Origin of the sequence: Burkholderia sp. Ac-20379, assembly GCF_017104645.1 — a bacterium.
In the GTDB taxonomy this organism is placed as follows: Bacteria; Pseudomonadota; Gammaproteobacteria; order Burkholderiales; family Burkholderiaceae; genus Burkholderia.
Genome location: NZ_JAAGPF010000030.1, coordinates 12527 through 34047, shown reverse-complemented (window position 1 = coordinate 34047; position 21521 = coordinate 12527). Strand labels below are relative to the sequence as shown.

Genomic DNA, 21521 nt, shown 5'->3' with positions numbered 1-21521 from the left:
TAAGTTGAAACCGGCGCGGGCGGCGGTGACGCAGCCGCCGGCCGCACGCCGGACGACGCGCGGAGATCCGCGCGCACGGGCCGCGCGTGAGCGGCCCGCTTGTTTCAAACAGATAGCACAGAGAAATCGGAAAAATATTCCGCTGGCGGCGATTCACGCGCGTGGTGCGCGAGTGTCGCCGTCGTGCGACGGAATGGTTGTCGCGCTGTCATGCCCCTGCCACGGGGATCGAGGCCATGCCGTGCTCCGTTTCTCGGATGGCAACGGCATGCGGTAATTGTTTCGGATCACGAAGCAGGGCGGGGGTGACGGGGGGCAGCGCAAGCGCCGCGAGCGGGCGCTTGCCGAGGAACGATGGCCGCGTGTTCAGTCCGCTTGCAGCGGCAGGATCTCGATCCAGTTCGCGCCCTTGCCGCAGGCGATGCGGTCGGCTTGCGTGAGCGCGCCCGTGGCCGGATCGACGCGATACAGCGAGATCGAATCGGACAGCTCGCCGCTGGCCGCGAGCAGCGCGCCGTCCGGCGAGAGGCGAATGCCGCGCGGCTGCGGCTCGGTTTCGATGCAGCTCGCGTAGTGCAGCGCGCGGTTCTCGCCCACACGGAACGTGATCAGGCGGTTCGCGGTGCGCTCGGTGGCGAACACGAAGCGGTTGTCGGGCGTGACCGCCAGATCGGCGGCCCAGATCACCGGGCTGGTGGGCGCGGGCGGGCGCGGCGCGCCGTGGCCGAGATGCGCGATGCTCGGCGCGAGATCCGACACCACCGGCTCGCCCAGCTCGCCCGTGACGGGATCGCGCGGCACGGCCAGCACGGTGCCGTGGAATTCGCCGATCACGTAGAGCGTCGCGCCGTCCGGCGCGAGGCGCAGGTGGCGCGGGCCGAAGCCGGCCGGCGTGGCCAGCTCGCCGCGCGCGATCAGCGCCGCTTCGTTGCCGGCGCGCGCGATGCCGTAGAACAGCACGCGGTCCGAGCCGAGCGAGGCGGCGTAGGCGTAGCGGTCGTCGTCCGAGAGAATGATCGAATGCGCGTTCTTGATGTGATCGATGAATTGCAGCGGCGCGCCGTCGCCGCTTTCGAGCCGGCGCGCGTCGAACACGAACAGGCGGTTGCCGCCGTACGACGCGCCGAACAGCAGGCGCGCGTCGCGATCCACCGTCAGGTAGGCGAGGCTCGCGTCGATCGGCGTGGCGAAGCGTTGCGTGAGCGTGCCGTCCGCGCCGATGTCGTAGCCGACGATGCTCGGCTGCGCGCCGCGCGTGGCGACGAACAACTGCTTGCCGTCGCGCGTGGGCGCCTGCGGCATCACCACGGTGCCGGCCGGCGTGCGCGCGACGGCGGCCAGGCGGGCCTGCGCGGCGTCGAGATGATAGATGCCGAGGTCGCCGTCCTCGGCGTTCGAGACGGTCACGACGTGGGTGGGGGACAGCGGAGTGGTCATCGGGGGATCGGGTCGGGACGTGGAGGGAGACGCGGGCGGTTGAGCGCCGCCGCAAGTGTTACGTCATCATACAACCGGGCGAAAGGGCCGTGCAATCGTGCGGCGGCGGAACTCGGTGTAAACGCCGAGTCATTGGAAAACGCACCGCGGCGCGCGATGGCCGCGGTGCGCTCGGTGTTTCCGCGCTTACTTCTTCAGCCGGTAGCCGGTCCGGAAGATCCACGACACCACGAACAGCAGCGCCACCAGGAACCCCAGCGTCATCGCCAGGCTGATGCCCACGTGCACGTCGGCCATGCCGAAGAACGCCCAGCGAAAGCCGCTGACCAGATACACGATCGGGTTGAACAGCGAGACGACGCGCCAGAACGGCGGCAGCATGTCCACCGAATAGAAGCTGCCGCCGAGGAAGGTCAGCGGCGTGACGATCAGCATCGGCACCAGCGAGAGCTTCTCGAAGCCGTCGGCCCAGATCCCGATCACGAAGCCGAACAGGCTGAACGTGATCGACGTGAGGAGCAGGAACAGCACCATCCAGACCGGATGCAGGATGTGCATCGGCACGAACAGGCTGGCCGTGATCAGGATGATCACGCCGAGGATCACCGATTTGGTTGCGGCCGCACCCACATAGGCGGTCACGATTTCCCAGTACGACACTGGCGCGGACAGCACCTCGTAGATCGTGCCGGTGAAGCGCGGGAAGTAGATGCCGAACGAGGCGTTCGAGATGCTCTGCGAGAGCAGCGACAGCATCACGAGGCCCGGCACGATGAACGAGCCGTAGCTGATGCCGTTCACGGCGCTGATTCGCGAGCCGATCGCGGAGCCGAACACCACGAAATAGAGCGATGTGGAAATCACCGGCGCGATGATGCTCTGGGTCAGGGTGCGCAGGGTACGGGCCATTTCCGCGCGGTAGATCGCGCGAATTGCGTGCAGATTGATCATTCGGGGTCCTGTCGGTCAGGCGGAGGCGGGCGTGGGCGACGCGGCGCGGCCGCCGTCGATCAGGCTCACGAAGATTTCCTCGAGCGAGCTTTGCGAGGTTTGCAGATCGCGGAAGCGGATGCCGGACTGCGCGAGCGCGGCCAGCAGCGTGGCGATCGCCTGATCGCGCTCCACCTCGTAGGTGTAGACGAGTTCGGCGCCCTGCTTGGCGAGCTCGAGGCGGAAGCCGGCCAGCGCTTCGGGAATCGCGTCGAGCGGCGTATCGAGCTGCAGCGTGAGCTGCTTCTTGCCGAGCTGGCGCATCAGTTCGGTCTTTTCCTCGACCAGCACGATCTTGCCGCCGTTGATGATGCCGATGCGGTCGGCCATCTCCTCGGCTTCCTCGATGTAGTGGGTGGTCAGCACGATCGTCACGCCTTCGGCGCGCAACTGGCCGACGAGCTTCCACATGTCGCGGCGCAGCTCGACGTCCACGCCGGCGGTCGGCTCGTCGAGGAACAGCAGGCGCGGCTCGTGCGAGAGCGCCTTGGCGATCAGCACGCGGCGCTTCATGCCGCCCGACAGCGTGAGGATCTTGTTGTCGCGCTTGTCCCACAGCGACAGCGCCTTCAGCACCTTCTCGATGTGCGCCGGGTTCGGGGCCTTGCCGAACAGGCCGCGGCTGAACGAAACCGTCGCCCACACCGATTCGAACGAATCGGTGGTCAGCTCCTGCGGCACGAGGCCGATGATTTCGCGTGCGGCGCGGTAGTGCGTGCGGATGTCGTGGCCGCCCACGCTGACGCTGCCTTCGGTCGGCGTGACGATGCCGCAGATGGCGCTGATCAGCGTGGTCTTGCCCGCGCCGTTCGGGCCGAGCAGGGCGAAGATCTCGCCGGGGCGGATCGACAGGTTGACGTCGTCGAGCGACTTGAAGCCGGACGCGTAGGTTTTCGACAGATGGGAAACGGTCAGTATCGGTTCTTGGCTCACGGTCGAATCGGTGCGGTGCGGCGGCCGGTGCGCGCGCGGGCTGGATGGCCGCGCGGCACCGGGCCGGCCGGTGACGGGAACGCTATGTTATCAATCGCGCTATCGATATGTGCGTGACAGGATAGCGACGCCGGCCGGCGGCGTCAGCGGCACGCCCGGACGGGCGAAATGATCGCCGCGTTGATGCGATTCGGCGAACAATGCATGCGTATTTCATTGTTTTGTTCTTGAAATCGCTCGGATGCACGGCTGCCCGCCTTCGATAACGGCCGTTTCGGGAACGCAGCGTTGCGCTCGGGCGCGGCGCGCGCACGAGGCGATCGGCAAGGGCCGCGCCAACGCCGCGCATCGCCCGCGCGAACGGCCTTCGGTATCATCGGCGGGCTTCCCCCAAATCGATTCGTCTCCCGTTCTTCATTGCAAGGCCCCCATGCGCGTGCGTTCCTGGTTCGCCCGACAATCCCCGCTTTCGCGCAGCATCCTGCTGATCCTGTTGTCGATGTTCTGCTTCGCGCTCGTCGACGCGCTCGGCAAGGCCGTGGCGTTGCGCTATCCGGCCAACGAGGTGACGTTCTTCCGCATGGCGTTCGGGCTGATCCCGGCTATCGCGATGTGCCTCGGGCGCGGCCGGCCGCCGGTGCTGGCGCGGCTGCGCACGCTCGATCTGCGCGGCCAGACGCTGCGTGCGCTGACGCTGCTCGGCGCATCGGGGCTGTTCTTCGCGGGCCTGCCGCATCTGCCGCTCAGCGAGGCGGTGGCGATAGTCTATTCGGAAGCGCTGTTCGTGATCGTGCTCGCGCCCATCGTGCTGCGCGAGACGTTGCAGCGCCGCAGCATCGTGGCGGCGGTGGCGGGGTTCATCGGCGTGCTGCTGGTGGTGCGTCCGCAAGGTGCGCAGTCGAGCGCGCTCGGCGCGGCGCTGCTGCTCGGCAGCGCCCTATGCGGCGCGTTCTCGATGATCCAGATCCGGCGCATCCGCGCCAGCGACGATTCGAGCATGACCGTGCTGTTCTTCACCGTGTTCGGCACGGTGGCGACGGGCCTCTCGCTGCTGCTGGCATGGCGCGCGCCGTCGTTCGGCGATCTGCTGGTGATGGCGCTGCTCGGGCTGTTCGCCACCGCCGGCCAATTGCTCTACACGATCGCCGTGCGCGGCGCGGACGCCGCCGTGCTGGCGCCGTATTCGTACACCAGCATCATCTGGGCGACGATCTTCGGCTATCTGGTGTGGGGCGAGACTGTGCCGTTCCTGTCGGCGCTGGGGATCGGGCTGATCGTCGGCGGCTCGATCGCGGTGGCGATTCGCGAGGAGCCGCCGGAAGGGCCGGCGCTGTGAGGCTGGCTTGAGCGGCCTGGCGGGCATCATCACGGCATCCGTGCCACACCATTAGAATTCCTGATACTCAGCTTACCTATGCTGTTTTCCTGAACCTGTCGCCCTACACTCGTTTCCACGGCGCATCGCCAGACATGGCCGATGCACGCCGCCTTGGAGACCGGAGACGATGGTGAACAGACAATTACTTGAAGACCTGCCGCTGCGCCCCTTTCATGTGGGGGTGGCCTTCAGCGGAACAGGTGGGCAATTCAGCGACGGCTTTGTGCTCGGCATCATCGGCATTGCCGTCAGCATGGCGGCCGGCCCGCTGCATCTCGATGCGGTGTGGATGGGGCTGCTCGGCGCGGCCTCGCTGGCCGGGCTGTTCTTCGGCAGCATGCTGGCCGGGCCGATCGCGGATCGCTACGGACGCCGTACGATCTTCGCCTACGACATGCTGCTGTTCGCGGTGGTGTCCGCCGCGCAATATTTCGTGACCTCGCCCACGCAATTGCTGGTGCTGCGCGTGATTCTCGGCCTGATCCTGGGCGCCGATTACGTGGTCAGCAAATCGCTGGTGACCGAATATTCGCCGCGCCGCTATCGCGGCCGCCTGCTCAGCGTGCTTGCTGCGGCCTGGGCCGCCGGTTACGTGGGCGCGTATCTGGCCGGCTTCGCGATGAAGGACATCGGGCCGGACGCGTGGCGCATCATGCTGGCCGCGAGCGGCGTGCCCGCCTTGCTGATCCTGCCGTTTCGCCTGATCGTGCCGGAATCGCCGATGTGGCTCATGAAGCGCGGCCGGGGCGACGAAGCGCGCGCCATCATCGCGCGGCGCTTCGGGCCGAACGTGATGCTGCCCGAGCCGGCCGCCGCGCCGCAGCAGCATGGCGGCGCGTGGGCCGAGCTGTTCTCGCCGCGCTGGCGCCGCAACACGCTGGTGGGTTGCGTGTTCTACGCGTGCCAGGTGATTCCCTATTTCGCACTCGGCACCTTCGCGCCGAAGGTGCTCGAAGCGCTGCACGTGAAGGACAAGTTCCTCGGCGGCCTCGTCTACAACGTGCTGATCTTCGCGGGCGCGGTGATCGGCCTGCTGCTGATCGACCGGATCTCGCGCCGTCAATTCCTGATCGGCACGTTCTATCTGGCGGCGCTGGGCCTGGCGGTGCTCGCCTACGGCAATTTCGGGCCGGTCGGCACGATGCTCGCGTTCGGACTGTTCGCCTGCGTGCTGTCGGCAGCCGCGAACCTCGAATTCGTCTATCCGCCCGAATTGTTCCCCACCCATCTGCGTGCCTCCGGCGTGGGCCTCGCCGTCGCATCGAGCCGCTTCGGTTCGGCGATCAGCACGTTCCTGCTGCCGCTCGCGGTGCAGCACGTGGGCGTGCACGCGGCGCTCGGCGCCTGCGTGGCCGTGCTGCTGTTCGGCGGCGTGTTCTGTCACAAGCTGGCGCCCGAAACCGGCCGCGACAACCTCGCCGACATGACGGCCGACGAACCGGCGGCTGCCGCGGCGGCGCACGATACGCATGCCGGGGCGCGCGCCCCTCGAACCCGAGCCTGACGCGCAACGCGAACGCGTGCCGCGCAGGCCCCTCCACCAGGAACCGAGATGTTGCCGAACAAACCGATCGATATGCATGCCGTGCAGGTGTTCGTCGCCGTGGCCGAGGAGGGCAGCATGTCGGCCGCCGCGGCGCGCATGGGCATGTCGCAATCGGGCGTGTCGCAGATCGTCCGGCAACTGGAGGAGGCGCTCGGTGTGGTGCTCGTGAACCGCACCACGCGGCCGCTCACGCTGACGCCGTTCGGCATCGCGCTGCGCAACCGCGGCGCGGTGCTCAGCGAGGAGATCGCGAATCTCAAGGCGCAGGTGCTCGAGGCCGGGCGCGGCATCAAGCCGGATTTGCGGATCGGCCTGGTGGATTCGTTCGCCTCGACCTGCGGCTCGGTGTTCACGAAGGCGCTGCTCGGCAAGGTGTCGCAACTGTCGATCCGCACCGGCCTGAGCCCGCAGCAGGGCGAGGCGCTGCTGCGGCGCGATCTCGACCTGATCGTGACCAGCGATCCGCTGATCGACGCGAACGACGTGGTGCGCTACCGGCTGTTTTCCGAGCGCTACTTCGTCATCACGCCGAAGGATTTTCGCCAGCCGGTGCGCAGCCTCGACGAGTTGCGCGAGCTGGGCACGCACCTGCCGATCGTGCGCTTCAACCGCTCGTCGCAGGTGGGCATCCAGATCGACCGCTATCTGCGCCGCATCGACGTGCGGTTGCCGAACCGGCTCGAACTCGACAACGCCGACGCGCTGACCTCGATGGTGGCCGAAGGCATCGGCTGGGCGATCACCTCGCCGATGTGCCTGCTGCAAGGCATCACGCATGCGCCGAACGTCGCCGTGCATGTGGTGGAGAAACTGGAATTGGCGCGCTCGCTGTATCTGGTGGCGCGCCGCGACGAGTACAACGCATTTTTCGACGACGCCTGCGATACCGCGCACGGCGTGATCGAGACGTCGTTCCTGCCGAGGGTGAAAGCCGTCGGCGGAAAGATCGAACAACTGATCAGCTTAGGAAACAGGGCATCTTATGAGTGAGCAGAACCAGGCCGGACAACGCATCGAGCGCGATTACGTGGGCGACGTGACGATTCCCGGCGGCCGGCTGTATGGCGTCAACACCGTGCGCGGCGTCGACAACCTGACCGTGTCGCCGCTGAGCATCGCCCACTATCCGGCGTTCCGCGATGCGTTCGCACAAGTGAAGTGGGCCGCCGCGCTGGCCAATCGCGACAACGGCGTGATCGGCGCGGCGCAATGCGACGCGATCGTCCAGGCGTGCCGGGAAGTGATCGAGGGCCGCTTCGACGCGTCGCTGGTGGTCGATCTGATGGAAGGCTCGGGCGGCACCTCCACCAACATGAACTTCAACGAAGTGATCGCCAACCGCGCCCAGCAGATTCTCGGGCACCCGGCCGGCAGCTACGAGGTCGTGCATCCGAACGATCACGTCAACCGCTCGCAATCGACCAACGATGCGTATCCGGCCGCGCTGAAGATCGCCACCTACGCGATGTTCGCGCCGCTGATCGGCGAAGTGACGCAACTCGCTGCGCTGTTCGACGCGAAGGCGGCCGAGTTCGCCGACATCCTGCATCTGGGCCGCACTTGTCTTCAGGATGCCCAACCGATGCGGCTCGGTCAGGTGTTCGGCGGCTATGCGGCGCTGACGCATCGCCTGGCCGACGAACTGGCCGCCGTGCGCGACAAGCTGCGTACGCTGCCGCTCGGCGGCACCGCGATCGGCACCGGCTTCGGCGCGCCGGCCGGCTATCGCGCCGCCGCGTATGCGCATTTGCGCGACGTGACGGGCGTGAACTACGAGGCGCCGGCCAATTCGTTCGACGCGATGCAGAACATGGACGTGTTCTCGCGCGTGTCGGCCGAGCTGCGCACCTGCGCCGTCTCGCTGGCGAAGATCGCCTCCGACCTGACGGTGCTGTCCTCCGGCCCCGTCGGCGGGCTCGGCGAATTGCGCCTGCCCGAAGCGCAGGCCGGCTCGTCGATCATGCCGGGCAAGGTGAACCCGGTGCTGCCGATGGCGATGATCCAGTTGAGCTTCGCCGTGGTCGGCAACGACGTGGCGGTGGCGCAGGCCGTGCAATACGGCGAACTCGAGATCAACCACTTCGAGCCCGTGGTGGCCTCGCGCGTGTTCGACAGCATCGCACTGCTGACCAACGGCATCGCGCGCTTCGCGCAAAAGTGCGTGAACGGCATTCAGGCCGACGCGGCGCGCAATGAGCGGCACTTGCTGGATTCGATGGCGGTGGCCACCGCGCTGGTGCCGAAGATCGGCTATGCGCGCGTCAGCAAGCTCGCGCGTCAATCGGTGGCGGAAGGGCGGCCGCTGGTCGGCATCCTGGAAGAAACGGGGCTGCTGTCGCAACAGGACACGCTGAAGGAAATCGACGCGGCGTCGCATCCGGTGTTCGATGCGTAAGATGGCACCCTGACGACAAGGCGTACGCGCGCCCGGAACGGTTCCAGGCGCGCGCGCCCACGATGGAGCGAACGATCGGCATGTTGGGAAAAGACGAAGTATTGACGTGGCTGCGGCAGCGCGGCATTCCGTTTGCGTACGAGCAGCACGACGCCGTGCTCAACATGGCCGAATCGGGCCTGTTGACGCTGACGCTCGACGGCGCGCGTTGCAAGAACCTGCTGTTGCAGGACAAGAAGGGCCAGTATTTCCTGGTGGTGACCACCTCGAACAAGGCGCTCGATCTGAGCGGGGCCGCCGAGGCGATCGGCAGCAAGCGCCTGTCGTTCGCGTCGGGCGACACGTTGTTCGAACTGCTCGGCATTCGCACCGGCTCGCTGAGCCCGCTCGCGCTCGTCAACGATGCCGCGCGGCGCGTGCGCTTGATTCTCGACGCCGATCTCGAAGGCGAGCCGGTGTTCCTGTTTCATCCGCTGGAGAACACGGCGAGCGTCGCGCTCGCGCGCGCGGCGTTCGAGGCCTTCCTGGCGGGCCTCGAGCGACCGGTCGAGTGGCTGGCGTTGCCGGCGCGCGTGGCGGCGGGCGAATGAGGACTCGCGGCGTGGTGGCGCGGTCGTCCCGATTCGGCACACACTTTCGTCACACTTATCACAGTCGCGCCACAATCGCCGCCGTATTCCGCGTACGATTCATACGTCGAGGTCAACTGCTTTGAGCCTCGAACCTTGAACAAGGTGTTGGCCGGCAGATCGATGATTCGATCCGCCGGTTTTTTTTCGTCCGGCGGCCTTGCACCGGATGGGCGGGCCGGCCGCGGCGATGTCGAAATTGGATGGATCGGTGTCGCAAGCGTACTAGCCCGGGTCCGGCATTTCGAATAACTTGGACGGCTCCTTATCCGACCGTTTGGAACCGACATGTCCGACTTCATCACCGTTTTGCGCGAAACCTGCCCCGTCCCCGTCGTCGACGCCACGAAGTGGAAGCGCATCGGCGGCGATCCGCACACCGTGAACCTCAACGCGTACCTGTCCAAGGATGGCAGCAAGATCATGGGCACCTGGATCTGCACGCCGGGCAAGTTCGAAGTGAACTACGAGAAATGGGAGTTCTGCCACTTCCTCGACGGCTATTGCATCATCACGCCGGAGGGCGAGGAGCCGAAGCATCTGAAGGCCGGCGACGTGTTCGTGATCGAGCCGGGCATGAAGGGGACGTGGGAAGTGGTCGAGACGGTGCGGAAGTATTTCGTGTTTGCCTGATCGGCAGGGCGCGAGGGCACGTATCGACCTGCCCTCGCGAGGTGCGCCGCGCTACCGGACGTTGACCACCGCGGTTCGCGTCACATTGGGCGCGGCGCTGCTGATGTATCGAATGACTTCCCTGCCCTTGAAGTCCGGATCCGATGTGTAGAACACCTGAGTTCCCCGGATCGTGCGTCCGTTGCATTGGCTGCTGCCCGGCGAGTTGATGGGGAATTCGCCGTCCCTGATTTGCAGCCTCCCATGCTGCGGCGCCTGAACCGTCGTGATTGTCGGGATCGCCAGAGCTTCGCAATTTTTCCGCCAGGCACCGTGGGAGCTGAGCAGGATCGACGCGCCGGACACGGTCGATTTTTCGGTCGCGCCTGGATCGGGCGCGTTCGTCGCGGAGCGTGGAGGCGGCAAGGCCGACTCCGCCACGCGAACCGCGCGTTGCCGGCGCCATTCGGCAAGCTGAACTTGAGCGCGTGCGTTGACCTCGGCGATCCAGGCGGCCGGGATTGCGAAGTTGATGTTCTCGGCTTCGGACGAGGCGACCGCGCTCGTCGTGATGCCGATCAGTCGGCCCTCGCTGTCGAACAGGCCGCCGCCGCTCGAGCCGTGAGAAATCGGCGCCGTGAACTGAATGTGGTTCACCGCGCCCGAAAGGTCATGATCGATTGCGGAAATCAGCCCATCGCTGAGCGTATTTTCGCGGCCCAAGGGCGAACCGATTGCGAACACGCGTTCCCCGATCTTGATGGTTCTCGACGGGGCGATGCTCACCACGGGCGCATGGAAGTTCTCGACCGCGACGATACACAGGTCGCGCTCGGCATCGGGCGCGACGAGACGCGCGCCGTAGCTCACGTTCTGGTGGACGATCGCGATCGAGCGCCCGCCGGACAGCACATGGCAGTTCGTCACGAGCCGCCCGTCTCCCACTGCCACGGCGCTTCCCAATTGTCGCGACGTCCCGGTGTTGACCACCACGGTCCAGACGCTCGGCGCCAGCTTCTCGTACAGGCTCGACGCATCGTTGATCTGCTGTGCAGAACACATATCGGCTGCCGCGCAGAGAGCGGCGGCGAGCAGCAGCGCCTTGCGCCGGATCGCGATGATTGGCTTATTGAGCATGATCGTCCTTCGGCAGCAGGCCTTCCAGCGAGTTCATCGATACCGCGCCTCGGCGTTGATTCGGCGGCGGGCTGTCGCTGGCTTCGGGCAGGGTGGGTTGACGCGCCGGCGAACCGCTCCGCGCGCCGTTATCGGCAATCCGGTTGCCGTGCTGCAAGCGAATTTCGCTGCAGCCTTGCAGCAGGCCATCGCGTTTGAGGCCGTTCGTCAGGTCGACCGCGAACACCGCGCCGCGTTCTTCCAGCGAAATGGCGACGCTGCCACGCGCGAATCTGAACTTGCCGCGCCACACCGGGCGTTTCAGTTCCCAATCCGTCAGCGTCGCATCGTAGTCGATCGACAAGCGGTTGTCGGTTCCCATCGTCACGACCCCGCCGCCTTGCGAAATGCTCAGCAGCGTGTCGGGATGGAACGCCGTGGCTTTTTCCAGCGGGCTGTTCTGATTGAGTTCAAGCCCCGAGACGTCGCCGAAGCCGGCCACGCTACCGCATTCGCGGGCGACCTTCTGGAACTCCTGTCTGAAACCCTGCGTGAATTCCGGCGCCCACCCCATGTCGGCGGTTGCCAGCACATAGATCCGCCCCGGCTTGGCCACGTAGTCCGACGCGCGATTGGTTTGCATTCTGGTCACGGGCGCGCAGGCGCTCAACGCCAATGCGATCGCGAGTACGGCCAGGGACGGTCGGCGTGAATTTCTTCTCATGATGGTCGCGATCCGAAACGGGATAGTTGTTTTAGCCGCGCGCAACGGGCGCTGGTTTCAACCCGGCGGCAACGGGTTATCGGCAGGCCGGTGCGGCGACTTTAGATGAATGGCGATGCGCTTTGGCCTGATTGTGGCCCGAGATTCGAAGCGAATCTATAACCGCTTAAATGCCATTGCCGGTTAAACGATTGCGAGCGATATTCGACAAGGTTTTGAAAGCCGGTTGTCGTGGATTTTCAATGTTCGGTCGATACGTGCGCCGGGTGCGTTCGCGAAAATCGTTCGCGAAACCACCCGGCGCATCGCCTTTCCCCGCCCCAAACTAACCGGATAACATTCCCTCACCAAGCGGATAGCCGCAGCAAATTGTCCGGTTTCCAATGTATCTCATTCAAGCCTGAACCCCGCAACCCGGCCCGAGATGCCATTGGAGGCAATCATGAACGCGAAAATGAACCCGGCGCGCTGGCGAGATTTCGTCAGCGGCTGCATCGATTTTCGCCCGGACGACGGCGTCTATCGCATTGCGCGCGAGATGTTCACCGAGCCCGAACTGTTCGATCTCGAGATGGAACTGATCTTCGAGAAGAACTGGATCTACGCCTGCCACGAAAGCGAGATTCCGAATCCCAACGATTTCCTGACGATGCGCGCGGGCCGCCAGCCGCTGATCGTCTCGCGCGACGGCAGCGGCGCGCTGCACGCGATGATCAACGCCTGCCAGCACCGCGGCGCCACGCTCACGCGCATGAGCAAGGGCAATCAATCCACGTTCACGTGCCCGTTCCATGCCTGGTGCTACAAGAGCGACGGCCGCCTCGTGAAGGTCAAGGCGCCCGGCGAATACGGCGACGATTTCGACAAGGCCGGGCGCGGGCTCAAGAAGGCGCGCATCGCGAGCTACAAGGGTTTCGTGTTCGTCAGCCTCGACGCGGAAGGCACGGACTCGCTGGAGGATTATCTCGGCGACGCGCGCGTGTTCTTCGACATGATGGTGGCGCAGTCGCCCACCGGCGAACTCGAAGTGCTGTCCGGCAAGTCCACCTACACGTTCGACGGCAACTGGAAGCTCCAGAACGAGAACGGCCTCGACGGCTATCACGTCAGCACCGTGCACTACAACTACGTGGCGACGGTGCAGCACCGCCAGGAGGAAAACAGCCGGAAGGGCGAGAGCGGCGCGACGCTCGACTACAGCAAGCTCGGCGCGGGCGACGCCGAAACCGACGACGGATGGTTCGCATTCCGGAACGGTCACACGGTGCTGTTCAGCGACATGCCGAACCCGGCCGTGCGCCCCGGCTATGCCAGCGTGATGCCGCGCCTCGTCGAGACGCACGGCCAGCAGAAGGCGGAATGGATGATGCACCGGCTGCGCAACCTGAATATCTATCCGAGCCTGTTCTTCATGGATCAGATCAGCTCGCAGTTGCGCATCGTGCGGCCGGTCGCCTGGAACAAGACGGAAGTGATCAGCCAGTGCATCGGCGTGAAGGGCGAATCGGATGCGGATCGCGAAAATCGCATTCGCCAGTTCGAGGATTTCTTCAACGTGTCGGGCATGGGCACGCCGGACGATCTCGTGGAGTTCCGCGAGCAGCAGCGCGGCTTTCAGGCGCGCCTGGAACGCTGGAGCGACATCTCGCGCGGTCATCGGAAATGGGTGGCGGGCACCACTGTCAACGCCGAGTTGCTCGGCATCGCCCCCACGCTGACGGGCACCGAATTGACGCACGAAGGCTTGTACGTGAATCAGCATGGCGCCTGGCGCGACACGCTGCTCAAGCGCCTCGATGCGATGACTGCCGATCGTCAGGAGGCCTGAGCCATGACGACCCAAGCCCTCCAGCATTCCGTCGAACAATTCCTGTATCGCAAGTCGGAGCTGTGCGACCTGCAGCAATGGGACGACTATCTCGCGCTGTTCGACGAGAACAGCGAATATCACGTGCCGCAATGGGATTCCGAGCACGAATACACGACCGACCCGAAGCGCGGCATGTCGCTCGTCTATTACGCCAACCGCAGCGGCCTGGAAGACCGGGTGTTTCGCCTGCGCACCGGCAAATCGGCGGCCTCCACGCCGATGCCGCGCACGATGCACCAGATCGGCAACGTGCGCATCGCGCCGGCCGAGGGCGGTGCGGACGGCGAGATCGACGTGAAGGCGAACTGGACGACGTTCTACGCGCGCCACGGCACGGCCGAGCATTTCTTCGGCCGCGCCACCTACCGGCTGCGGCCCGACGGCGAGAGCTGGAAGATCGTGCGCAAGCATGTGCTGCTGCTCAACGACACCATCAACGCGGTGCTCGATTTCTATCATCTGTAAGCGGAGCGACGCGCGATGAGTCATAAGGTGGCCTTCAGTTTTGCCGACGGCAAGACGGTGTTCTTCGAGACGCGCCCCGGCGAGGTGCTGCTCGACGCCGCGCTGCGCAACGGCATCCAGATTCCGCTCGATTGCCGCGAGGGTGTGTGCGGAACCTGCCAGGGGCGTTGCGAGTCGGGGCTTTATACGCAGGATTACGTCGACGACGAGGCGCTGTCGGCCGACGATCTGGCGCAGCGCAAGATGCTGTCGTGCCAGACGCGCGTGCAATCGGACGCGTCGTTCAGTTTCGCGTTCGATTCGACGCTGTGCAGCGCGGCCGGCACGGAACGGATGAGCGGGCGCGTCGCAGGCGTGCGCCAGGTGTCGGAGACGACCGCCATCCTGCTGGTGGATGCCGGTGCGCATGCGCGGCTCGATTTTCTTCCGGGTCAATATGCACGCCTGAATGTTCCAGGCACCGATGCATGGCGCGCCTATTCGTTCGCGCATTGCCCGAACGACGCCAACCGCTTGCAGTTCCTGATCCGGCTGCTGCCCGACGGCGCAATGAGCCGCTATCTGCGCGAGCGCTGCGAGGCGGGGCAGTCGATCGAATTCGAAGCGCCGTTCGGAGCGTTTTACCTGCGTCAGGCCGAGCGGCCGATCGTGATGGCGGCGGGCGGCACCGGGCTGTCGGCATTCCTCGGCATGCTCGACGAACTGGCCGCGCGCGGCGCGGGCGGCCAGCCGGTTCGGCTTTATTACGGCGTGACGCAGGCACGCGACCTGTGCGAAATCGAGCGGATCGAAGCCTACGCGGCAAGCATTCCGAACTTTTCGTACGACATCGTCGTCATGAACCCGTCGCCGGAGTGGCAGGGCAAGACCGGCCTGATTCCTGACCACCTGCCGCGCGCCTTGCTCGCGCAGGCGCCGTTCGACATGTACCTGTGCGGCCCGCCGCCGATGGTGGATGCGATTCGCAACTGGCTCGCCGAGGCCGGCATCGGCGACGTTCGGCTCTACTTCGAAAAATTCGTCGAGAGCGGCAATGCGAAGCAGGCTGCCTGATCGGGCCGCTGCGTCGCATTTATTTCCGTTCGGCCGTTTCCGCTAACATGCCGGGATCGGACGAACGGTAGACGACGCCATGGCTCCCCATATCGCCATCGATGGTCACGGCATCCAGGCCACGCGGCACGATTTCGAAGGCGCGCGCGACTGGATGGCCCATATCTGCGGCCCGCACGGGTTGCAGGTGCGCCGCCCCGGCCGTATCCAGTTCAATCATTCGGGCACCGTGCTGCGCTCGATGGCGAGCACGCTCGGCTACGTCGAATACGGCACCGACGTCACGATTTCCGTCGACGACGGCGCACCGCTCAATTGCTACAGCATCAGCCTGCCGTTGATCGGCCAGCAGGAACTGGCGGCGCGCGGCCGCACCTGGCTGTCGGATGCCGAGAAGGGCGTGATCGTCTCGCCGCACGAAACGCAGGCGCTGTCGATCAACGGCAATTGCCGGAAGATCATCGTGTCGGTGCCGCGCGCGGCGTTGCGGCAGGTGTTGGAAGGTTTGTTGCAGCGCCCGCTCGCGCAGGCGATCGCGTTCGAGCCGGAGATGAGCGCGGCGTCCGGGCAGCAGGGCGCCTGGTGGCGCATGGTGCGGTTCCTGACCGACGAAATGGAGCGCTCGGGCGGCTGGCTCAATCATCTGCAGATGGCGGGCGATCTCGAACAGGCCTTGCTGAAGGGCCTGCTGCTCGCGCAGCCGCACAACTATTCCGCCGAGCTGGCCGATGCGCTGCGCCCGGCCGTGCCGCATTACGTGGATCTCGCGCGCCGGTTCATTCACGCACATGCCCGCGAGGACGTGACGCTGGAGGATATCGAGCGGGCCGCCGGCGTGTCGCGCCAGACGCTGTTCGCCTGCTTCCGGCAACACGTCGGGCAGGGGCCGATGGCCTATCTGAAGCGCTACCGGCTGGAGGGCGTGCGCCGCGACATGGCGAGCGACCGCTCGGCGCGCAACGTGTCGACGGTGGCGCTCGGCTGGGGCTTCACGCATCTGGGGCGGTTCTCGGCCGAGTACAAGGCGCTGTTCGGCGAGACGCCGTCGCAAACCCTCAAGCGGCGCGGGTAGCCGAGCCGGCGCGATTCATTCAACGGGCCGTGCCGGCGATTCGGGCGGCGTGTCCGGCTCGCCGTTCAGCAACGCGATCAATCCGGCCGGCGAGTGTTCCCCGATGCAACGATCGAGCGTCTCGCTGGCCTCCACTGCAAGGGCAGCGCTGCGCGCGAACATCGCGGGTTCGTAGTCGGCCAGCGCCGCATCGAAATCGCCGGGATGCCGGACGATCGCCTCCGCGAGCTCGGCGCCGTCGAGCATCGCCAGGTTCGCCCCGTCGCCCGACGGCGGCATCAGATGCGCGGCGTCGCCGAGCAGCGTCACGCCGGGCACGCGCGGCCAGCGCAGGCCGACCGGCAGCGCGTGCAGCCAGCGGGGCGTCAGGTTCGAGTCGGCTTCCGTGATCAGTGCGGTCAGCGCCGGCGACCATCCTTCGAATTCGGCCGCGATCGTTGCGATCGCCGCGGCCTTGTTCGTGAAATCGATGGCGGCCAGCCACTCGGCGCTTTTCCTCAGTTGTACGTAGGTATGCAGCACGCCGTTCGCCTCGCGATGCGTGAACAGGCCCCGGTCGGGAGCGGACGCGATCATCGCGCCGGCGCCCACGGCCCGGGCCGCCGCGGCGTGCCGGTTGTCGGCGTCGTACAGATAGGTTTCGACGATGCACGCACCTTCGTACCGCGGCTTCGCGTCGGTCAGGCACGCGCGCACCTTCGACCACGCTCCGTCCGCGCCCACCAGCAAGCCTGCCCGGGCCGTCGTGCCGTCGGCGAACACGAGTTCGCGCTCGCTGCCTTGCCGGGCCGATACGCTTGCGAGCTTCTTGCCCCAACGCACCGTGCCGGGCGGCAGCGAGGCCAGCAACACGCGGCGCAAATCGCCGCGCAGCACTTCGGGGCGCCGCCCCTGGCCGTCGTCGGGCTTGTCCAGCAAGACGTTGCCCTGAGGATCGAGCACGCGCATGGCCTCCGCGCCTTCGTGCACGATCGCCCGGAATTCCCGCAAGAGGCCGGCGGCCGCCAGCGCGCGCTGGCCGTCGTGTTCGTGAATGTCGAGCTGGCCGCCCTGCGTGCGCGTATCGGGCGACGGTTCGGCTTCGTAGACGGCGGCGGCGATGCCGTGCCGGTGCAGCACGCGAGCGAGGATCAAACCGCCCAGGCCGGCGCCGATCACTGCGATGGATGGGTTCATTCGGATTCCATGACGATGCGACGCTTGCGGCGGGTGCCGCACATTCTATGGAACGTCGTTCCATGCTACTGTGGAACATTGTTCCAGTGATCGTCAAGTCAAACATGAAAAAGAAGGACAGTGCCGGCGCGCGCCGCGAGGCTTCGTTGTCGCGCGAGCGCATCGTGGCGGCATCGATCGAACTGCTCGACGCGCACGGCGAGCGCGGGTTGACGTTTCGCGTGCTGGCCGAGCGGCTGGCCACCGGGCCGGGCGCGATCTACTGGCATGTGGAGAACAAGAGCGAATTGCTGACCGCCGCATGCGACGCGGTGGTGGCGCGCACGATCGAGGCCACGGCGGGCGCGGCGTCGCCGGCCGAGGTGATCCGTCAACTGGCGTTGGCGCTGTTCGATACGTTCATCGAGCACCCGTGGGTGGGGTCGGCGCTCACCGACGCGCCGGGCCAATTGCCGACGGTGCGGATCTTCGAGCGCATCGGCCAGCAGATTCGCGCGCTCGGCGTCGCGCCCGGTTCGCAATGGATGGTGGCGTCGGCGCTGTTCAGCTATATCGTCGGCATCAGCGGGCAGAACGCCGCGAACGCCGAAATGGCGCACGAGCAGGGCCTCGACCGCGTCGCGCTGCTGTCGGAGGTGTCCGCCGCGTGGTTGCAACTCGATCCGGATGCCTATCCGTTCGTGCGCAGCATGGCGCCCGGATTGAGCGCGCACGACGACCGCGCCGATTTTCTGGCCGGCGTCGATCTGATCCTCGGCGGGCTGGCCGGGGCCGCGCCGGCCACCCCCGCGGCGAAGACGAACGCGCGACGCTGAGCCGCGCATCGCGGGCGCACCCCTGTTCGCCCGCATGAAATCGTCGGACGAAATCGGTGCGAAAAATACAACACGAGATAAATTGAAAATGACACATCGTGTCATATACTACACCGAGCGTTTCCCGGTTCCCGGGGGCTCGCGTCGAGTCCGTCCGTTATCCAAGGGCGTCATGAGCACACCGGACACGCCAGCCTGACGCTACCCGCGTTATCGCGCATGTGCGTGTTCACCGGGTGACGCTTCCGGCCAAGACACTTCGCTGTACTGATCAATTGACCTCCGTTCCCGGGCAGCCGACCGCGCGTCGCCCGGCGGACAGGTATTGCCCGAAAAATCCTGCTCAAGGAACGCGACATGCACGATCGATATTCGACTGGAAGCCCGGATCAGACGCACGCACGGCAAGCGCGCGCCGGGATGGGCCTGACCGTGGTGGCGAGCTGCGTGGGGACGGCGCTCGAATGGTATGACTTCTTCATCTACGGCTACATGGCCTCGTTGATCTTCGACGGGCTGTTCTTTCCGAAATTTTCGTCGGGCGCGGCGCAACTGGCCGTGTTTGCGACGTTCAGCGTGGGTTTCTTCTCGCGTCCGATCGGCGCGATCGTGTTCGGCCATTTCGGCGACCGGATCGGGCGCAAGGCCGTGCTGACCACCACGCTATTGCTGATGGGCTGCGCGACCACCGCGATGGGCCTGTTGCCGACCTATGCGGCATGGGGCCTCGCCGCGCCCGTTTCGCTCGTGGTGTTGCGGATTCTGCAGGGGATCGCGCTGGGCGGCGAATCGGTCGGCGCAATCCTGATGACGGCCGAGAGCGCGCCGGAGCGAAGCCGCGGCCTGTTGTCGGCGTTCGTGATGGCCGCCGCGCCGATCGGCATCATCACGGCATCGCTGATGCTGTATCTCGTCACCACGTTGCTGTCGTCGGCCGATTTCGCCGCGTGGGGCTGGCGAGTGCCGTTCCTGTTCAGCGTCGTGCTGACGGCGATGGGCTTCTTCATCCGGCGGCATGTCGACGAAACCGCCTCGTTCAAGGCGGCCCGCCGCGAAGGCGGCGCGCGCCTGCCGCTGCTCGAAGTGCTGCGGCACCACAAGCGGCCGCTGGCGATCGTGCTCGTGGCGTCCCTCACCGAGACGATCTTCATCTACTTCTTCAACGTCTACGCGCTGGCTTACGGCACGAAGATCGCGGGCATCGCCAAGTCGTCGCTCGCGCTGTTCATTCTCGCGGGCAACGTGCTCGCACTGGTGGCCGTGCCGGTGGCAGGGCATCTGTCGGACCGGTTCGGGCGGCGCCGGATTTTCCGGATCGGGCTGGTGTGCGCCGCCGCGTATCTGTGCCTGTTCTTCGCACTGCTCGGCACGCGTTCCACCGGCTTGATCGCGCTCGGCATGGGCTTGGGCATCGGCCTGATTCACCCGCTGATGTACGGCCCCGAGGCGAGCCTGTTTCCGGAGTTGTTTCGCGACGCCACCACGCGCTTCACCGGCGTGTCGATCGGCAAGCAGATCGGCACGGCGTTCGGCGGCGGGATGACGCCGCTGGCGGCCTCGCTGTTGCTGGAGACATTCGGCAACGGCGGCGTGGGCGTGATGGTCGTGTTCGGGATCTGTGCCGCGATCACGTTTTTTATTCTGCCGCGCGACGAGCGTATCGCCCGGTTGTAGGGACGGCGGCGTCGCGCATTTCTACTGGAGCATTGCGATGAAGATTCATTTCGTTGTTCATGAAGCATACGAGGCGCCCGGCGCCTACGAAACCTGGGTCGTCACGCGCGGGCATACGGCCGGGTATTCGCGCGTCTATCTGGGCGAACCGCTGCCGAGCGATATCCGGAGCATCGATCTGCTGGTCGTGCTCGGCGGCCCGCAATCGCCGTCGACCACGCAGGACGAGTGCCCGCATTTCGACGCTGCGGCCGAGAAAGCGCTGATTCTCGCGTGCGCGCAAGCGGGCAAGGCCGTGGTGGGCGTGTGCCTCGGCGCGCAGTTGATGGGCGAAGCGTTCGGCGCCGCCTGCATCGCCAGCCCCGAGAAGGAGATCGGCACATTCCCGATCGCGTTGACGCCCGAAGGCCGGGCGAACGCGCGGTTCGCGCACTTCGGCGACACGCTCGAGGTGGGCCACTGGCACAACGACATGCCCGGCCTGACCGACACGGCGGTCGTGGTGGCGGAAAGCGAGGGCTGCCCGCGCCAGATCGTCGAATACGGCCGGCTCGTCTACGGCTTCCAGTGCCACATGGAGTTCACGCGCAGCGTGGTCGAACTACTGATCGCCGCGGCGGGCAACGCATTCGACGGGCTGAAGGCGCGCCGCTTCGTGCAGCAACCGGCGCAACTGCGGGCCAACGATTACGACGCGATGAACGACAAGCTTTACGGATTCCTCGATAAATTGATCGAGGACTATCGTGTGTCGTTGCGCTCGGCGGCCTGAGCCGTTGGCTGCGCGCGGGCGTTGGCGAACCGCGCCGCGCCGCCTTCGGCATTGCCGAGCCGGTATTGATGCGGCGTCTCGCCGGCGATGCTGCGGAACATGTTGATGAAGACGGACGGCGAGGCATAACCGAGCTCCGCCGCGATGCGCTTGACGGATTGGCCGGCGTCGAGCCGCGCGAGCGCGCGCATGAAACGGATGCGTTGTTGCCATTCGCCCAGGCCGATGCCGAGATCGGCGATGCAGCGCCGCTCGAGCGTGCGCTCGGTCATGTTGAAGTGCGCGGCGAGCCATTGCGTCGTCAGCCGTTTGCCCGGCTCCGCATCGATCAGGTGCAGCACCGCCTGCATCAGGCTGGACGACGGCGGCGGCAGGTAGGCATCCACATGCGTGGACGCGCGGATCTCGTCGAGCGCGACCTGCGCCATGCGCTGTTGCGGCGCCGTTTGCGGCACGCGCACGTCGATGTTCGAGAACGCGTCGAGGATCGCGCGCAACACCGGGCTGACCGTCATCGCGCAGGCCTGCGCGGGCAGCGCGGCCGAGATCTCCGCCGACAGATACACGGATCGATAGGACACCGGCATGTCGTTGACCGAAAAATGCTCGACCTTGGGCGGGATCCACACCGCGTAGTGGGGCGGCGACAAAAACGTGCGGCCCGCGATTTCCAGGCGCATCACGCCGCGCGTCAGGTAGTTGAATTGGCCCCAGTCGTGCGCGTGCGCATCCCAGATGTCGGGCTCGAGCGCGAGGTGGCGGAAGTACAGCCCTTGGGACAGATCGACGGAGGTGGGGATGGCGACTTTCGGCGGCATGTCGGCTTTTCGCAATCGAATGTCGGAAAACATGGATATGCCGATA

20 protein-coding genes are annotated in these 21521 nt (G+C 66.0%); 13 read left to right on the top strand and 7 right to left on the bottom strand.

What is annotated here, in order from left to right; all coding sequences use genetic code 11:
• Positions 1-366: 366 nt before the first annotated feature.
• From G3N92_RS06570 to G3N92_RS06560, 3 genes are all read right to left on the bottom strand, one after another.
• Entirely contained in the window at positions 367-1437 is a 1071-nt protein-coding gene (locus G3N92_RS06570) for a beta-propeller fold lactonase family protein (RefSeq protein WP_206126650.1), read from the bottom strand.
• Positions 1438-1623: 186 nt separating this feature from the next.
• The gene (locus G3N92_RS06565; protein ID WP_206126649.1) at positions 1624-2388 is read right to left on the bottom strand and encodes an ABC transporter permease; all 765 of its coding nucleotides are present in this window, start codon (positions 2386-2388) and stop codon (positions 1624-1626) included.
• A gap of 15 nt (positions 2389-2403) precedes the next feature.
• Entirely contained in the window at positions 2404-3360 is a 957-nt protein-coding gene (locus G3N92_RS06560; RefSeq protein ID WP_206126648.1) for an ABC transporter ATP-binding protein, read from the bottom strand.
• A 430-nt stretch (positions 3361-3790) separates the two neighbouring features.
• Here G3N92_RS06560 and G3N92_RS06555 point away from each other — a divergent pair, with 430 nt between their 5' ends.
• The 6 genes from G3N92_RS06555 (at position 3791) to G3N92_RS06530 (ending at position 9941) form a co-directional block, all read left to right on the top strand.
• Complete coding sequence (locus G3N92_RS06555) at positions 3791-4696, top strand: DMT family transporter (protein ID WP_206126647.1); 906 nt, start codon at positions 3791-3793, stop codon at positions 4694-4696.
• Between the two features lie 169 nt (positions 4697-4865).
• Entirely contained in the window at positions 4866-6242 is a 1377-nt protein-coding gene (locus G3N92_RS06550; RefSeq protein ID WP_206126646.1) for an MFS transporter, read from the top strand.
• Positions 6243-6290: 48 nt separating this feature from the next.
• Positions 6291-7274, top strand: coding sequence for a LysR family transcriptional regulator (locus G3N92_RS06545; RefSeq protein ID WP_206126645.1), 984 nt, complete (start codon positions 6291-6293; stop codon positions 7272-7274).
• Complete coding sequence (locus G3N92_RS06540) at positions 7267-8679, top strand: aspartate ammonia-lyase (protein WP_206126644.1); 1413 nt, start codon at positions 7267-7269, stop codon at positions 8677-8679. Before G3N92_RS06545 ends, G3N92_RS06540 begins: the two co-directional genes overlap by 8 nt.
• A gap of 80 nt (positions 8680-8759) precedes the next feature.
• Positions 8760-9269: a prolyl-tRNA synthetase associated domain-containing protein gene (locus tag G3N92_RS06535; RefSeq protein WP_206126643.1), complete on the top strand. Its 510-nt coding sequence runs from the start codon at positions 8760-8762 to the stop codon at positions 9267-9269.
• Between the two features lie 327 nt (positions 9270-9596).
• Positions 9597-9941, top strand: a complete 345-nt coding sequence (locus G3N92_RS06530; RefSeq protein WP_206126642.1) for a cupin domain-containing protein — start codon at positions 9597-9599, stop codon at positions 9939-9941.
• A 51-nt stretch (positions 9942-9992) separates the two neighbouring features.
• Here G3N92_RS06530 and G3N92_RS06525 read toward each other — a convergent pair whose 3' ends face one another.
• Entirely contained in the window at positions 9993-11057 is a 1065-nt protein-coding gene (locus tag G3N92_RS06525; RefSeq protein WP_206126641.1) for a S1C family serine protease, read from the bottom strand.
• Positions 11047-11679 (bottom strand): hypothetical protein, encoded by a 633-nt coding sequence (locus G3N92_RS06520; RefSeq protein WP_206126640.1) that lies wholly within the window; start codon positions 11677-11679, stop codon positions 11047-11049. The genes G3N92_RS06525 and G3N92_RS06520 overlap by 11 nt, the downstream gene beginning before the upstream one ends.
• A 523-nt stretch (positions 11680-12202) precedes the next feature.
• On the opposite strand from G3N92_RS06520, the gene antA reads away from it, so the two are divergent.
• From antA to G3N92_RS06500, 4 genes are all read left to right on the top strand, one after another.
• Entirely contained in the window at positions 12203-13588 is a 1386-nt protein-coding gene (gene antA, locus G3N92_RS06515) for an anthranilate 1,2-dioxygenase large subunit (protein WP_206126639.1), read from the top strand.
• Positions 13589-13591: 3 nt separating this feature from the next.
• Positions 13592-14095 (top strand): anthranilate 1,2-dioxygenase small subunit, encoded by a 504-nt coding sequence (gene antB / locus G3N92_RS06510; protein WP_206126638.1) that lies wholly within the window; start codon positions 13592-13594, stop codon positions 14093-14095.
• A gap of 15 nt (positions 14096-14110) precedes the next feature.
• Complete coding sequence (antC, locus tag G3N92_RS06505) at positions 14111-15148, top strand: anthranilate 1,2-dioxygenase electron transfer component AntC (protein WP_206126637.1); 1038 nt, start codon at positions 14111-14113, stop codon at positions 15146-15148.
• A 79-nt stretch (positions 15149-15227) separates the two neighbouring features.
• Positions 15228-16220, top strand: coding sequence for an AraC family transcriptional regulator (locus tag G3N92_RS06500; protein ID WP_206126636.1), 993 nt, complete (start codon positions 15228-15230; stop codon positions 16218-16220).
• Positions 16221-16235: 15 nt separating this feature from the next.
• Here G3N92_RS06500 and G3N92_RS06495 read toward each other — a convergent pair whose 3' ends face one another.
• Positions 16236-17396 (bottom strand): NAD(P)/FAD-dependent oxidoreductase, encoded by a 1161-nt coding sequence (locus G3N92_RS06495; protein WP_206126635.1) that lies wholly within the window; start codon positions 17394-17396, stop codon positions 16236-16238.
• A 104-nt stretch (positions 17397-17500) separates the two neighbouring features.
• Here G3N92_RS06495 and G3N92_RS06490 point away from each other — a divergent pair, with 104 nt between their 5' ends.
• From G3N92_RS06490 to G3N92_RS06480, 3 genes are all read left to right on the top strand, one after another.
• Positions 17501-18211 (top strand): TetR/AcrR family transcriptional regulator, encoded by a 711-nt coding sequence (locus G3N92_RS06490; RefSeq protein ID WP_206126634.1) that lies wholly within the window; start codon positions 17501-17503, stop codon positions 18209-18211.
• A 357-nt stretch (positions 18212-18568) separates the two neighbouring features.
• Positions 18569-19885, top strand: a complete 1317-nt coding sequence (locus tag G3N92_RS06485; protein WP_206126633.1) for an MFS transporter — start codon at positions 18569-18571, stop codon at positions 19883-19885.
• A gap of 37 nt (positions 19886-19922) precedes the next feature.
• Positions 19923-20657 carry a type 1 glutamine amidotransferase gene (locus tag G3N92_RS06480; protein ID WP_206126632.1) on the top strand — a complete coding sequence of 245 codons (735 nt, stop codon included), beginning with the start codon at positions 19923-19925 and terminating at the stop codon, positions 20655-20657.
• Here G3N92_RS06480 and G3N92_RS06475 read toward each other — a convergent pair.
• Positions 20627-21475: a helix-turn-helix transcriptional regulator gene (locus G3N92_RS06475; RefSeq protein WP_206126631.1), complete on the bottom strand. Its 849-nt coding sequence runs from the start codon at positions 21473-21475 to the stop codon at positions 20627-20629. The genes G3N92_RS06480 and G3N92_RS06475 overlap by 31 nt on opposite strands.
• Positions 21476-21521: the final 46 nt, after the last annotated feature.